This is a genomic window from Streptomyces sp. OZ13, from assembly GCF_052068155.1.
Lineage (GTDB): Bacteria > Actinomycetota > Actinomycetes > Streptomycetales > Streptomycetaceae > Streptomyces.
This window is the reverse complement of sequence record NZ_JBQHCZ010000008.1, coordinates 38,672-52,128: the sequence shown is the minus strand read 5'-3', so window position 1 is coordinate 52,128 and position 13,457 is coordinate 38,672. Positions and strand designations below refer to the sequence as shown.

General features: G+C 71.6%; 13 protein-coding genes and 1 pseudogene. 5 read left to right on the top strand and 9 right to left on the bottom strand.

From position 1 onward, the window contains the following. Positions 1-81 precede the first annotated feature (81 nt). Together ACTMTU_RS19495 and ACTMTU_RS19490 are read right to left on the bottom strand one after the other, a co-directional pair. Positions 82-1,074 (bottom strand): helix-turn-helix domain-containing protein, encoded by a 993-nt coding sequence (locus tag ACTMTU_RS19495; protein ID WP_441264763.1) that lies wholly within the window; start codon positions 1,072-1,074, stop codon positions 82-84. Positions 1,075-1,241: 167 nt separating this feature from the next. Then, entirely contained in the window at positions 1,242-2,042 is an 801-nt protein-coding gene (locus ACTMTU_RS19490) for a peptidoglycan DD-metalloendopeptidase family protein (protein WP_441264762.1), read from the bottom strand. Between the two features lie 302 nt (positions 2,043-2,344). On the opposite strand from ACTMTU_RS19490, the gene ACTMTU_RS19485 reads away from it, so the two are divergent. Then, positions 2,345-3,703 carry a hypothetical protein gene (locus ACTMTU_RS19485; protein WP_441264761.1) on the top strand — a complete coding sequence of 453 codons (1,359 nt, stop codon included), beginning with the start codon at positions 2,345-2,347 and terminating at the stop codon, positions 3,701-3,703. A 132-nt stretch (positions 3,704-3,835) separates the two neighbouring features. Here the strand turns inward: ACTMTU_RS19485 and ACTMTU_RS19480 are convergent, their stop codons facing one another. The 3 genes from ACTMTU_RS19480 to fusA all read right to left on the bottom strand — a co-directional run bounded on the left by ACTMTU_RS19480 (position 3,836) and on the right by fusA (position 7,332). After that, on the bottom strand, positions 3,836-4,351 hold the full coding sequence (locus ACTMTU_RS19480) for a peptidoglycan-binding domain-containing protein (protein ID WP_441264760.1): 516 nt from the start codon (positions 4,349-4,351) through the stop codon (positions 3,836-3,838). A 271-nt stretch (positions 4,352-4,622) separates the two neighbouring features. Further along, a complete protein-coding gene (locus tag ACTMTU_RS19475) occupies positions 4,623-5,117 on the bottom strand; it encodes a barstar family protein (RefSeq protein ID WP_441264759.1) in 495 nt (164 codons plus the stop codon). Positions 5,118-5,241: 124 nt separating this feature from the next. Further along, entirely contained in the window at positions 5,242-7,332 is a 2,091-nt protein-coding gene (gene fusA, locus ACTMTU_RS19470; protein WP_441264758.1) for an elongation factor G, read from the bottom strand. 532 nt (positions 7,333-7,864) lie between these two features. Between fusA and ACTMTU_RS19465 the strand changes: the two are divergent. Then, positions 7,865-8,140: pseudogene (locus tag ACTMTU_RS19465) on the top strand (MFS transporter); the annotation flags it as partial. 51 nt (positions 8,141-8,191) lie between these two features. On the opposite strand, the gene ACTMTU_RS19460 reads toward ACTMTU_RS19465, so the two are convergent. Further along, on the bottom strand, positions 8,192-8,827 hold the full coding sequence (locus ACTMTU_RS19460) for a GNAT family N-acetyltransferase (protein ID WP_441264757.1): 636 nt from the start codon (positions 8,825-8,827) through the stop codon (positions 8,192-8,194). A 195-nt stretch (positions 8,828-9,022) separates the two neighbouring features. Between ACTMTU_RS19460 and ACTMTU_RS19455 the strand changes: the two genes are divergently transcribed. From ACTMTU_RS19455 to ACTMTU_RS19445, 3 genes are all read left to right on the top strand, one after another. Continuing rightward, positions 9,023-9,814 carry an alpha/beta fold hydrolase gene (locus ACTMTU_RS19455; protein WP_441264756.1) on the top strand — a complete coding sequence of 264 codons (792 nt, stop codon included), beginning with the start codon at positions 9,023-9,025 and terminating at the stop codon, positions 9,812-9,814. A gap of 185 nt (positions 9,815-9,999) precedes the next feature. Continuing rightward, the gene (locus ACTMTU_RS19450) at positions 10,000-10,908 is read left to right on the top strand and encodes a helix-turn-helix domain-containing protein (protein WP_441264755.1); all 909 of its coding nucleotides are present in this window, start codon (positions 10,000-10,002) and stop codon (positions 10,906-10,908) included. Beyond that, positions 10,905-11,090: a DUF397 domain-containing protein gene (locus tag ACTMTU_RS19445; protein WP_441264754.1), complete on the top strand. Its 186-nt coding sequence runs from the start codon at positions 10,905-10,907 to the stop codon at positions 11,088-11,090. The genes ACTMTU_RS19450 and ACTMTU_RS19445 overlap by 4 nt, the downstream gene beginning before the upstream one ends. A gap of 77 nt (positions 11,091-11,167) precedes the next feature. On the opposite strand, the gene ACTMTU_RS19440 is transcribed toward ACTMTU_RS19445, so the two are convergent. The 3 genes from ACTMTU_RS19440 to ACTMTU_RS19430 are packed head-to-tail and all read right to left on the bottom strand — an operon-like array spanning position 11,168 to position 13,454. After that, a complete protein-coding gene (locus ACTMTU_RS19440) occupies positions 11,168-12,040 on the bottom strand; it encodes a biotin-dependent carboxyltransferase family protein (protein ID WP_441264753.1) in 873 nt (290 codons plus the stop codon). Next, entirely contained in the window at positions 12,037-12,693 is a 657-nt protein-coding gene (locus ACTMTU_RS19435; protein WP_441264752.1) for a 5-oxoprolinase subunit B family protein, read from the bottom strand. Before ACTMTU_RS19435 ends, ACTMTU_RS19440 begins: the two co-directional genes overlap by 4 nt. After that, positions 12,690-13,454, bottom strand: coding sequence for a LamB/YcsF family protein (locus ACTMTU_RS19430; protein WP_441264751.1), 765 nt, complete (start codon positions 13,452-13,454; stop codon positions 12,690-12,692). Before ACTMTU_RS19430 ends, ACTMTU_RS19435 begins: the two co-directional genes overlap by 4 nt. Positions 13,455-13,457: the final 3 nt, after the last annotated feature.

The following is a 13,457-nucleotide window of genomic DNA, read 5'->3' as shown; positions in this document are numbered from 1 at the left end:
GGCCGCGCCGACCAGCGGTGCGGGACGTCACCCGGCCGGGTGACGTCCCGGTCCGCCACCGGCGGCCCGCCGCCCGTCGCCTCAGCGCGGTGCGCCCGCCAGCAGGTCGTCGCCGAGCCGGGTCCTGCGGTGCAGTACGCGGACGCCGTGGCGGCGGGACGAGAGCAGGCCCGCGTCGCGGAGGACCGAGACATGACGGCTCGCGGTCGAGGCGGCGAGCCCCAGCGCCGCGGCGATGCCCGTGGTGGTCATCGGACGGTCCAGTTGCCGCAGCAGCCGGGCACGGGACGTGCCGATCAGCTGGGCGACCGATGACGCGGGGTCGGTGCGGCGTGACCTGGCGAGCCACTGCGGCTCGGGCGACAGCGGATGCACCAGCACCGGCGGCAGTTCCTCGTCGGCCAGGGCCAGCGGGGCGCGGACGCAGAAGAAGGACGGTACGAGCGTCAACGCCCGTCCTTGGAGGCGCAGTTCCCGGTCCACGGGGTACGGGGCGCGGAGCTTCCCGTTGTCGCACCGCCATCCCGGAAGCTCGTCGTACCCGGCGAGCAGCCCCTCGGCGCCGCGGACCAGCGCGGCATCCGCCCGCGCGGCGCGGTCGGCGGCGGCCTGCGTGCGCATGACGGACAGATACGGCTCGACGGCCGCGGTGTAGTAGCCGCGCAGTGCCCGGGCGAGCCGCCGCAGCGCTTCGGGCCTGCCCTCGGCGAGCGGCCGCACGCCGGGCGGGACGGCGCGGCCTGTGTCGGCGTACAGCCGCAGGAGCTCGGCCGCCAGTCGTCGCCCGGGCGTGGCGAGCACCTGGTCGAGGGCGGTGTCGAGGTCCGTGTCGCCGCACCCGGGCGTCAGGAAGTCGGGGAAGTATCCGGTGGGTGGGCACAGCCTCATCAGCGCCCTGGTCGCGGGGACGAGTCCGGCGCGGGCGAGGGCGGCACGGGCCTCGCGCCGCCACGGGTCGAAGGCGAGCGCGGCCTGTCGGTTCTGGAGCAGATGCAGGCTGAGGGCGGTCTCCCACAGCGGGTCGACGCCCGGCGCGACGCGCAGCCGGGACAGCTCCCTGCTGCTGAATTCCACTCGCAGCACTGGCCACCCCCGGTGGTCGCCGGCGTCCCGTGCGCCGCCGAGCGGGAGTCTATGCGCGTCGCGTGATCGGCGCAGCCGTGCCGGGACGACGGAAGGGCTCCGTGACCGGAGCCCTTCCTCGGCGGGTTGCCGTGCGCCGCCCGGGTGGTGACGGAACGTCAGCAGAGCGGGACGCCGGGGAGCCTGGCGTCCGGGTGATCGATGTAGATGTTGCTGATGAAGCCGTTCTGGTCGCGGAGCTTGCTCCACCAGTTGTTCGTGTAGCCCTCGGCGTTGACGGTGTCACCCTGCTTCTGGCACAGGACGCGCACGGCGGTCGGCCCGCCCAGCGTGGTGACGACGGGGGCGCTCAGGCCGGCGTCGGCGCGGACGTTGACGCCGCTGCCCCAGGTGTTGAACGGCACGCCGGTGCCGCCGCAGCCGTTGTCGCTGGTCAGGTACGCCTGGTGGTAGCTGCCGGGGTAGGAGAGTCCGGAGCCGTTGATGACGATGTTCTGGCCGACGCCGTTGTAGAGCTGCTCGTAGTGGATGTGCGCGCCGGAGGAGTTGCCGGTGCTTCCGGTGGTGCCGATCTGCCGGCCCTGGCCCACGTATTCGCCGCTCGCGACGGAGTAGGCGGCGAGGTGGAAGTAGTACGTCTTCCAGCCGCTGCCGTGGTCGATGACGATGTAGTTCCCCGCGCCTCCGGCCTGGTAGTGGCGGGTGGCGGTTCCGGCGGCCGAGGCGAGGACGGGGGTGCCTGCGGTGGTTCCGCCGTCGGCGCGCACGAAGTCGAGGGCGCGGCGGACCTCGGCGGAGTGATGGCTGTGGGTCCATCGCTGTCCGCAGGGGTACGGGGCCTTGAAGTTGGGCCCGGCAGTCGCCGCGGACCCGCCGGCCTGCGCCGGGACGGCTGACAGCCCGGTGAGCGCGAGGACGGCGGCGGCGACCACGGCGGGAAGGCGTCTGAGGAACCTCACGATTGCTCCTTGGTGGGGGGCGGCTCCGCGGGGGTCACGCCGGGCCGCGGACGCTGTGAGACCCCGCGAACGTAACGGCACGCCTTGTCCATGACAAGAACGCCGGGCCATCGTTCGCCCAGGATCGAATGTCTTGCACCTGACAACCCCACCCGTCACCCTGACGGCCTCACCCTGACGGCCGAAGACCCGGGCCGCCCGCTCGCCCACGACCCGAACGTGCCGAAGACACACATGTGACAAGTCGACCCCACACCCGACGGAACGCGACCGGACACGACTCGACGAAGGGGAACGAGGGCATGCGCTGGAGACGAACGAGCGCCGTGAACGGCGGCGGTGCGGCACGGCGCCGGCCGGTGGTCTGCCTGCTGCCGCTGCTGGCACTGACCGCGGCGGCGCTGGGCACGGGCGCCGCCGCCGCCGATCCGCCGGGCGCCTCTGCCGGGTCCCCCATCGCCCACCGGTCCGCCGCCCCGCCGGCCACCGACGGCCCGGCGCCGGCCCCGGACAGCGGAGTTTCCTGGAGCGTGGACCTGGCCGCCGGCTCCGAAGCCGGCAACGACGACGACGCCAACGTCCGCCACGCGAACGGCGCGCTGCGCATCCGCGACACCACGCTCCCGTCCGCCTCGGCCGGCACGGGGCGCGGCCAGGGCTCCGCCGTACTGCCGGTGCACCGCCTGGAGACCGGGGCCAACCGCGTCGCCGCCGATGTCAGGGCGGAGCTGCCGCCGGGAGCGGCGGTGGAGGTCGACATCCGCGGCCGCGACCGCAACGGCCCCTGGACCGAGTGGCGCGAGGCCCTCGCCGGCGTGCCGGCCGAACTGCCCCGCACCGTCACGGAGGTCCAGGCACGGCTGGTCCTCCAGGGCGGCACGAACCGGTCCGGCCCCGCCGTGAGCTCGCTGCGGCTCACCGCCGACAGGGTGAGCGTGGCCGCTCCCCGCCCCGCCTCGGCCGAACCGTTCACCGCCCGCGTCTACGCCACCCGCGAGGGGCTGGTCGGCGGGACCACCGCCAACGGGCATGTGATCAAGCCGAACGACCACTTCGTCGCCCTGCCCTCGCGGCGGGGCCTGTCCCCCAAGGGCAGCGCCGAGTACTCGGTACGGGTCTGCGGGCCCGCCCGCTGCGAGACGGCGCCGGTCTGGGACGTCGGCCCGTGGAACACCCGCGACGACCACTGGAACCCCTCCTCGGTACGGGAGACCTTCAAGGACCTGCCCCAGGGGATGCCCGAGGCCCAGGCGGCCTACGAGCACGGCTACAACGGCGGTCTCGACGGCTTCGGCCGCCGGGTCCTCAACCCGGCCGGCATCGACCTGGCGGACGGCACCTTCTACAACGTCGGCCTGAACGACAACGGCTGGGTGACCGTCACCTACCTGTGGACCGGCGACGGCACCACCACCAAGTCCTTCCCGACCTGGGGAACGGACGTCAGCATCCGGCAGTCGGCCACCACCGCGTCCACCCGCGTCACGGCGCTCCCCGGCCCGACGACGGTACGGATCCGCTGCCAGGTGCGCGGCCAGCTGGTGCAGACCGACGGCTACAGCAACGACGCCTGGTCCTACCTGCCCGACTACGGCGGCTACGTCTCCAACATCTACATCGACGTCGCGGACTCCTGGCTCCCGGGCGTCCCCACCTGCTGACGGGTCCGCCGGCGGCTGTCGGCGCGCTGCTTCTACGGAGAGTATGCAGGCGAGGGCCACCAGCGACGGTGAGTCGCTGGTGGCCCTCGCGTCTGTCAGGTCACGTCATCGGATGCGGCCCGGCCGGTTCGGTCAGAGCGTCGATGGGTTGCTGCAGCTGTAGAGGAGCGCGCCACGGTTGTAATAGTGAGGCCACTGCATACGGCTCCGGGTATCGGGGCCGTAGACGCCGTCGGCGGCGCTGCCGGTGAGTCCCAGCTTGTTGCTCTGGAGCCACCTGACGGCCTCGACCGTGCCAGGGCCGTAGCTGCCGTCTGCGCCACCGGAGTTGTTGATCCTCTGGGCGGCCCAGGTGCCGCCGTAGCAAATGATGATGGCTTGCTGAAGAGCTTCGACCGCCGAGCTGGAGCCCACCTGGTAGCCCAAGTAGCAGGAGATCCCGTTGTCCGTGCGGGCCGGGATCTTGTATTCGTTGGCGGTCCCGCCGAGATGGGGCACGTCGCGCCACGAGGTGGTGTTGCAGGGACCGTAGGCGGCATGGGCCGGGGTGGTCATCATCGGGCTGGCCGTCAGGCCGGCGGCGAAGAGAAGAGTCAAAGCCCCCAGCACTCCGCTCCGCATGCGGAGCGACGTGAATACTCGTTGCACGATGCAACCCTTCTGGTCGGTGATGTCGTCTCAGTGACGGCCTCGCCCATGGACCTTAGGGTCATCGTCGGCTTCGGACTTTGTCATCCATGCAGGACTCTTTGTCAGTGGTGCACTGCCTCGGTCGGCGCTGCGTTGCACAGCGAGAGACAACCCGTCTTGCGGCCGTGGGCCGTCGCTACTCGGCGCCCGAGGCGAGGTAGGCCCGGGCGCGGGAGGCCCCATTTCTGATTGCGGGCACTCCTTTTGCCTACGGTGACCGCTGAGGGGGTTATAGGTTGGGGTGCTCCTGAATTGCTCCAAGGTGTTCCGCGAGACTGTATGCGGACTCCCCGTCGCATGCCAGGACGACGGATAGCTTGCTGCGCGTTACACCCTCGGGTCGCTTGACATAGGACCATCGTTGGCCAACGCGCCACAGGGTCCTGAAAAACTCCTCACGAGCAACGTCATCCTCACAAAGCACACTCTCGGCAGATTTAATGATCAGGATGTGATGATCCGACGAAAGCCATTGCAGGTCGCGAAGGCAATCATAGAACGCATTCCAGTTCCAGCCAAAATATTCAGGAAACTCAAGGCGTTCCCAAAATTGCTGAAACACTGACATCTCATCGGGCATATCTTGGCCATTGAGGCGTGCAACGTAAACACTGCCCGACGCGGGTAGGAGTTCATCGAGAGGCACACCACCGCCTGTTGCGACGATGTGCATCCACGGTGCGATATGGATTACCGATGCTTCTTCTTCCATCACTCCGCCCATTCAGGACTTCTGCCCACAATATATGTCTCGACGCGCGGCGGGGCCGCGGCCTGGCGGGTGACGTGGAAGGCCGCCCATCCCGACGCGGGGCCGTCCCTCCCAGGACGGCCCCGCACCGGCGGCGCTACGACACCGACCCGCCCGTCACCGAGGCCGGTGCCGGTGCGTAGCCGGCCGGGCGGGTGGTGAAGGTGCCCCGGCCCTGCGTGCGGCTGCGCAGCCGGTTCGCGTAGCCGAACAGCTCGGCCAGCGGGACCGTCGCCGTGACGACCGCCGTACCGGACCGTGTCGCCTGGCCGGAGACCCGTCCGCGCCGGGTCGCAAGGTCGCCGAGGACCGTGCCGACCGCGTCGTCGGGCACGGTGACCGTGACCTCGACGACCGGTTCGAGCAGCGCCATCACGCCGGTTCTCAGCGCCGCACGCAGCCCGAAGCGCCCCGCCGCCCGGAACGCCATCTCCGACGAGTCCTTCGTGTGCGTGGCCCCGTCGGTCAGCGTCACGCGCAGCCCGGTCACCGGATGACCCCCGAGGGGGCCCTCCGCCAGGGCGTCCCGGCAGCCTGCCTCCACCGCGCGGACGAACTCCTGCGGCACCCGTCCACCGGTGACGGTCGACGAGAACGCGAAGCCCTCCGCACGGTCGTCGTCCGGGTCCAGCGGTGCGACGTCGAGGACGACATGCGCGAACTGCCCCGCGCCACCGTCCTGCTTGACGTGCCGGTACACCAGACCCGTCACGCCGCGCACGACGGTCTCGCGGTACGCCACCTGGGGCCGGCCGACGCCGACGTCCAGCCCGTGGGCGCGGCGGATCTTCTCCACCGCGACCTCCAGGTGCAGTTCGCCCATGCCCGAGAGCACGGTCTGACCGGTCTCGGGGTCGGTCCGGACTGTCAGGGAGGGATCCTCCTCGACCAGTCGGGCCAGCGCCGTCGCCAGCCGGTCGGTGTCGAGGCGGCTGCGGGCCTCGACCGCCACGGTGACGACCGGAGCGGCCGCCGTGGGCGGTTCGAGGAGCAGCGGCGCGGCCGGCGTGGACAGGGTCGCGCCGGAACGGGCTGCCTTCGGCCCGACCAGGGCCACGATGTCCCCGGCCTCGGCCCGGTCCACCTCGGCGTGCCGGTCGGCCTGTACGCGCAGGATCCTGCCGATCCGTTCCGAACGGCCTGCGCCCACGTCCAGCACCGTGTCCCCCTTCCTGATCGTGCCCGAATAGACGCGCACATACGTCAGCCTGCCCGTGGAGGTGGAGTTCACCTTGAACACCAGCCCCGCGAACGCCGCCTCCGGGTCCGCCGGCCGCTGCTGCTCGGCACCGTCCCGCGTGCCCCGCACCGGCGGTACGTCCGTCGGCGAGGGCAGATACGCGACGACGGCCTCGAGCAGCGGCTCGATCCCGCAGTTGCGGTACGCGGCACCGCACAGCACGACGACTCCCTCACCGCTGAGAGTCAGGTCGCGCAGCGCACCGGCCAGGGTCGGCTCCGAGAGGGCGGACCGTTCGCAGAACTCCTCCAGCGCGACGGGATGGAGTTCGGCCACGGCCTCTTCCAGCAGGCGCCGGCGCCGTGCCGCCTCCGCCAGCAGGGCGTCCGGCACCGGGCCTTCCTCGTACGTGTCCCGGCCGGCGCCCCAGATCAGCGAACGCATGCGCAGCAGATCCACCACGCCGGTGAAGCCGTCCTCCTGTCCGACGGGCAGTTGGACCACCAGCGGAACGGTATTCAGCCGTTCCCTGATCGACCCGACAGCCTGGTCCAGGTCCGCGCCCGCGCGGTCCAGCTTGTTGACGAACGCGATCCTGGGCACACCGTGCCGGTCGGCCTGCCGCCACACGGCCTCGCTCTGCGGTTCGACCCCGGCAACGGCGTCGAACACGGCGACCGCGCCGTCGAGCACCCGCAGCGAACGCTCGACCTCGTCGGCGAAGTCGACATGGCCGGGTGTGTCGATCAGGTTGATCCGGTGGCCGTCCCAGTCGCAGCTCACGGCCGCGGCGAAGATCGTGATGCCTCGGTCACGCTCCTGCGGGTCGAAGTCGGTGACGGTCGTGCCGTCATGAACCTCTCCCCGTTTGTGGGTGGCGCCGGTGAGATACAGGATCCGTTCGGTGACGGTGGTCTTGCCGGCGTCGACGTGGGCGAGGATGCCCAGGTTCCTGACGCGGGTCAGCGGACTGGTGGAGACGGATCGGTGTCGCGGGTCGGTGCGCACGGCCCATGGCCTTTCAGGTGTGTCGGGAGACAGGCAGCGCAATTCCCGTACGAGGGCCCTGAGTTGTGGATCACCCACCGTCCCCGGCAGAGGGGCACGGGCACATGGTCCCGCATCCATCGAGGGCACGGGCGCATGACGGCGTGCCGGGCGGGCGACCTTGGGGTCGCGCCACCGGGCAGGCGGGGATCAGCCGTTCGTCACGGGCTTCCGGTGGCGGCCGCGCAGCCGGCACCGGGTGGACGTGGACATCAGGATCACGTCGTAGCGTGACCGGGGAACGACGACGGCAGTGCGGCAACGCATGGTCGTGCTCCCCTCGATCCGACGCCGGACGGCGCTGCGATGCCGTGTGCACCGCGCGTTCCCGAGTCTAGGGAGAGAGGCCGGTCCCACGACACCGGTTATCTGCCGCCGAGTTGTGACCGATCGGGCGCGGCCCGCCCTCCACAGCCCTCCGCCGCCCGGACGTACGCCACGGGCGCTCCCGCCCTCCGCCGTGTCCGCCCGCCCCGCCTCCTTTGACTTACCTGTGAAGTCGACCCTTCAGGAAGAGCTGACGCACGCGGGTGTCGCCCCGGCGGTGGCCGGCAGGCTCCACGAGGCCGAGGACGCCGTGGCGATGGGCATCGCCCCCGTGTCCGGCGACATGCCCGCCCAATTGAAGGCCGCGGTCATCGAGGGAAGCGGCCAGGCCTTCATGAACGGCGCGCACTCGGCCGTGCTCGTCACCGGTGTGCTCTGCGTCTTGGGTGCCGTCCGGGCGGCGGTCGGCATCCGGCGCTCCCCGGAGGCCGCCGGGCACTGAGGCGGGTGACGAAGGCGGTGCCCGCCGTCCGTTCGGTGGGCACCGCCTTCGTCATGCCGCGGGCTCCGTGTGAGCCGTCGACCGGCCCAGGTACACGACCGGGCCCGGGTCCGGCACATCGATCTCCTGGAAACCAAGACGTTCGTAGAAGGCCCGCGCTGCCGTGTTCGCCCGCACCATGCAGAGGTGCACGGCCGGCACGCCCGCGGCCTCCAGGGCGTCCAGCAGCGCCCGCATCAGGGCGCGTCCGAAGCCGCGTCGCTGCCACTCCGGCAGCAGATCGATGTGCAGGTGCGCCGGGAAGGACACCAGCTCCGGCAGCACCATCCGCTCCGGCCGGTGCAGGAGAACCAGCATCTCCTCGACGGGCGTTGCCGGCTCTCCGGCCGGCTCGGGGTACCGCTCCGCCACGACCGGCAGCCATTCGGCGCGGAACCGCTCCGCGAAGCGCGGGGTGTCACCGGCGCCCAGGATGTAGCCGACGGCCTGCCCCGCGCCGTCGTCCAGCACGAACGCGAACTCGGGCTGCAACTCGACATAGGGGAAGGCGAACAGCGTCGGCATCAGCCCGGGATCCGGATAGAGCGACGTGGAGTCCCCGCCCTCGTGTGCCGTTCTGACGCAGATGTCCGCCAGCGCCGCCCTGTCGGACGGACGGTAGCGGCGCACGAAGGGAACGAGGTCCATGGTGCGCATGTCTAACAGCCACGGGAGCGCTCCCACAAGCGATTTGCACGCCGAAGACCTCCCGCCGGGGGGCGCAGCCGCAAGCCTGCGCCGGCCCCAGGAATCCCGGTCCGGTACATCGACGCCGCCGTCGACCAACTCAAAGCCCGGGCGGAGTACCGTGCCCGCCCATACCGAAGTTGAGGAATCCAACCGATGACGTACACGACGACACCCGACGGGACCCGCATCGCCTATCAGCTCCAAGGCAACGGAGCGCCACTCGTCCTGCTGGCCGGCCAGGCCAACAACCACCACTGGTGGGACGCGGTCCGCGCCGACTTCCACCCCGCCCGCAGCACCCTCACCCTCGACTACCGCGGCACGGGCGACAGCGACAAGCCCGACACCCCTCACAGCACCGAACTGTTCGCCCAGGACGTCATCGCCGTCCTCGACGACCTCGGCATCGACCGTGCCGACATCTACGGCACTTCCATGGGCGGCCGTGTAGCCCAGCAACTCGCCGCCCGCCACCCGCACCGAGTCAGCGCCCTGGTCCTCGGCTGCACCTCACCCGGCGGCCCGCACAGCATCGAACGCGGCAACGACGTCCGTCAGGCCCTGGCCCAGTCTCAACCCGGAGCCGCGCGGCAAGCCCTGCTGGAGCTCATGTACACACCCCGCTGGCTCGCCGACCACCCCGGCCCGCACCACACCCTCGGCGACCCCCGCATGCCTGCCCACTCCCGGCGCCGCCACCTCGCAGCCAGCAACCGGCACAACGCCTGGAACCTCCTGTCCAGCATCAGCGCACCCACCCTGGTCCTCCATGGAACCGACGACCTGCTCAACCCCACCGCCAACGCACCCCTGCTCGCCGACCGCATCCCCGACGCCCGGCTCCACCTGATCCCCGACACCCGCCATGCCTACTTCGAGGAAGCCCGCACTCACGCCGGCCCGCTGGTCCTGGACTTCCTCACCGCCACCTCGCACCGACCGTAGAATCGCGGCGGCCCGCCGCCGACTTCCTCCGCGCGGCCGGCCTGGAGCACCGATAGCCGCTGTACCGATGCTCCCGAGGCCGAACCCGTACGCAGAGTCAGCGTACGGGTACGCACGGTGGACGAGACAGGTCATGAAGCCTGACCATGGGCCGGTTGCGACACGGTACGTGGAAGGTGGCCGGGATGGCGGCGTGCGAGACCAGCGGGGACGACGGGAACAGCCGGGCGGACGGCGCCGGTTGCGGACCGGGCAGCGGCCCGCCCGGGGACACGAACGGCGCCACGGGCGCCGCCGAGCCGGAGAGTTCGGACAGCCTCAAGGCGTTCGGCGAGGTCGTCAAGGCGTTCCGGAAGCGTGCGCGGCTGACACAGGAGCAGTTCGCCCCACAGGTGCGGTACTCGGTGCCGACCGTGGCCTCCATCGAACAGGGCCGCCGGTTCCCTCCGGCGGCATTCGTCGATCGGGCGGAGGAGGTGCTCGACGCCTTCGGCGCGCTGCGGGGCGCGGCACGGCATCTGTCGCGGCGGCCGGGGCTGGCGAGCTGGTTCCGGCAGTGGGCGCAACTGGAGGCGGAGTCGGTCAACCTCTATACGTACGAGTGCCGTTTGATCCCCGGCCTGCTGCAGACGGAGGCGTACGCGCGCACGCTGTTCTCCGAGCGCCTGCCGCCACTCGGCGACGAGCAGATCGAGGCCATGCTCTACGCGCGGACGGAGCGTCAGAGATTACTTCGGGAACGGCCGAACACCGCGTTCAGCTTCATCGTCGAGGAACATGTGCTCCAGCGCGGCGTGGGAGCGAGCCCGGAACTTCTCCACCACGTCCTCGAACTCGCGGCACTTCGGAACATCGAGGTCCAGGTCATGCCGCAGAAACGAGTGACCCACGCCGGTGTCGACGGTCCTATCCGGCTGCTGGAGACGCCGGACAACAAGTGGTACGGCTACTGCGAGGGGCAGGAGAGCGGGCGGTTCGTCTCCGACCCCAAAGTGGTCAGCATGCTCCAGATGCGGTATGCCAGGATGCGGTCACAGGCTCACTCCTTGGAGGAGTCCCTGAGCCTGCTGCGGCAGATGCGAGGAGCGACATGACCACCACAGAACTGGCCTGGTTCAAGAGCAGTTACAGCGGCAGCTCCGGCGACGACTGCGTCGAAGTGGCGACCACCCCCGAGACCGTCCACGTCCGGGACTCCAAGGTCGAGCAGAGCCCCCGACTCGCCGTGTCACCCGCGTCGTGGACGAGCTTCGTCTCGTACGCCGCCCGGACCTGACTCCGCAGCGAGCGCGCCGCGCCGGTTCACGTCCGTTTCCGAGGCGCTCACTTGACCGCTGTCGTCGGTGGGCCTTCTCAGCGACGGTGGCGCCGCGGTACGAAGCGGACCGTCAGCCCCGGCACGGCCTGCGCGGCCGGGGACAGCCGGCTCTCGGGGACGACTCCGATCACGGGATAGCCACCGGTGGTGGGGCAGTCGGCGAGGAAGACGACGGGTCGGCCGTCCGGCGGCACCTGCACCGCGCCGACCACCATGCCTTCGCTCGGCATTTCCCGGTGCACGGCCCGCTCCAGCGGCGGGCCGTCGAGCCGCAGGGCGATGCGGTTGCTGTGCTGGGAGATCTCGTACTGGCCCGTGGCGAGGGTGTCCACCGCGGCCGCGGTGAACCAGTCGTCGCGCGGCCCGAGCAGTACGGGCAGCACCAGTTCCTCGGGCGGCGCCGGCCACAGCAGCGTGTCGGCATGCAGCGGTGGGCCCGCAGCCTCACCGAGGGGCAGCGTCTCCCCGTCCTTGAGCGGGGCCGGACCCAGTCCGGAGAGCAGATCGGTGGACCGGCTGCCCAGGACGGGGTCGACCGTGATGCCTCCGCCGACGGCGACATAGCTGCGCAGGCCGCTGGTCGGCGTGCCCACGTCGAGTACGGCGCCGACGGGCAGGCGCACGGCGGTTCCCCACGCCGCCGGCCGGCCGTTCACCCGCACCGGCGCCGGGGCCCCCGTCACGGCGACCACCACCGAGCGGTCGGTCCGCACCGCGACGCCGGTCAGCGTGGTCTCCAGCGTCGCCGCGTCGGCGGGGTTGCCCACCAGCCGGTTGGCGAGCCGGTGCGCGGGCACGTCGAGGGCCCCGGCACGCGGTACGCCGAGCCCGGCGTGCCCGGTCCGGCCGAGGTCCTGGACGGTGGTGAGGGCACCGGCCCGTACGACGTCCAGCGTGCCGCCGCTCATGCCGTGCGCCTTCTCGTCGCCACAGCGGCTGCCGGCGCGGCTTCCTCGGCGACGAAGCGCACGCGCGTGCCGGGTGTCAGCAGTGCCGCGGGTTCGCGTTCGAGATCCCACAGGCGCACCCCGGTCGTCCCGATCAGCTGCCAGCCGCCCGGGGAGGCCCGCGGATACACGCCGGTGTAGGGGCCTGCGAGCGCCACCGAGCCCGCGGGCACCGAGGTGCGGGGCGCGGGACGGCGCGGCACGTGGTACCGCTCGCCGAGGCCGAGCATGTAGGCGAACCCCGGGGCGAAACCGCAGAACGCCACCCGGTGTTCCGTACCGCTGTGGATCCGCGCCACCTCGTCCTCGGTGACTCCCCACAGGGCGGCGACGGCGCCGAGATCGGCCCCGTCGTAACGCACCGGGAGCTCCACCAGAGGACCGCCGCCGGCCGCCGACAGGGGGACGGACCACTGGCGCAGCTCGGCCTCCATGGCGTGGACATCGGCGACGCCGTAGAGGAGCACGGTCCGGTCCCCGGGCACGATGTCGCGGACCGGCGCCGAGGTTCCCCGGCCGCACCGGTCGAGGATGCGGGCGTGCCAGGCCTGTGCCTCTTCCGGCGTGTCCAGGTCCACGAGGAGGGAGTCCTCCCCGACCGGTCTCAGCCTCATACGAACGCCTCCACCTTGACCCCGGCCGCGTCGAGCGCCGCGCGCACCTGCCCGGCCGCCGCGACCGCTCCGGGGGTGTCTCCGTGCAGGCACAAAGAGCGTGCCCGTACCGCCACGGGTTCGCCGGTCAGCGCGGTGACGCGGCCGTCCCGCGCGAGAGCGACGGCCCTGCGGGCGACCTCCGCCGGATCGGTGATCACGGCACCGGGGGTGCTTCTGGGGACGAGCGTCCCGGTGGCCGTGTAGGCGCGGTCGGCGAACGCCTCTTCCGCGACGGGGAGGCCGACCCGCGCCGCCTGCGCGTGCATGGCGGAGTCGGGCAGGCACAGCACCACGAGCCCCGGGTCGGCGAGCCGGGCGCCGGCGGCCACGGCGGCCGCCTGCTCATGGTCGGCCACCACCCGGTTGTAGAGCGCTCCGTGCGGCTTCACGTAGCTCACCGCCGCTCCGGCGGCACGGGCGAACGCCTGAAGGGCGCCGATCTGGTACGTGACCTCGTCGGCGAGCTCGTTCGCCGGCACGTCCATGGCCCGGCGGCCGAAGCCGGCGAGGTCCCGGTAGGAGACCTGGGCGCCGATCCGTACACCGCGCTCGGCGGCCGTGTCGCAGACGCGGCGCATGGTGCCGGGATCACCCGCGTGGAAGCCGCAGGCGACGTTCGCGCTGGTGACGAGGGACAGCAGGGCCTCGTCATCGGTGAGGGTCCATCGCCCGAAGCCCTCCCCGAGGTCCGCGTTGAGGTCGATCACGAGCTCTGTCACCGC

What these genes read in the sequence shown, in the direction of transcription:
- ACTMTU_RS19440 (WP_441264753.1), bottom strand. Translation starts at nt 12,040, where the DNA reads ATGAGCGGCGGCACGCTGGACGTCGTACGGGCCGGTGCCCTCACCACC.
- ACTMTU_RS19455 (WP_441264756.1), top strand. Translation starts at nt 9,023, where the DNA reads ATGACGTACACGACGACACCCGACGGGACCCGCATCGCCTATCAGCTC.
- ACTMTU_RS19460 (WP_441264757.1), bottom strand. Translation starts at nt 8,827, where the DNA reads ATGGACCTCGTTCCCTTCGTGCGCCGCTACCGTCCGTCCGACAGGGCG.
- ACTMTU_RS19435 (WP_441264752.1), bottom strand. Translation starts at nt 12,693, where the DNA reads ATGAGGCTGAGACCGGTCGGGGAGGACTCCCTCCTCGTGGACCTGGAC.
- ACTMTU_RS19450 (WP_441264755.1), top strand. Translation starts at nt 10,000, where the DNA reads ATGGCGGCGTGCGAGACCAGCGGGGACGACGGGAACAGCCGGGCGGAC.
- ACTMTU_RS19485 (WP_441264761.1), top strand. Translation starts at nt 2,345, where the DNA reads ATGCGCTGGAGACGAACGAGCGCCGTGAACGGCGGCGGTGCGGCACGG.
- ACTMTU_RS19475 (WP_441264759.1), bottom strand. Translation starts at nt 5,117, where the DNA reads ATGGGCGGAGTGATGGAAGAAGAAGCATCGGTAATCCATATCGCACCG.
- ACTMTU_RS19445 (WP_441264754.1), top strand. Translation starts at nt 10,905, where the DNA reads ATGACCACCACAGAACTGGCCTGGTTCAAGAGCAGTTACAGCGGCAGC.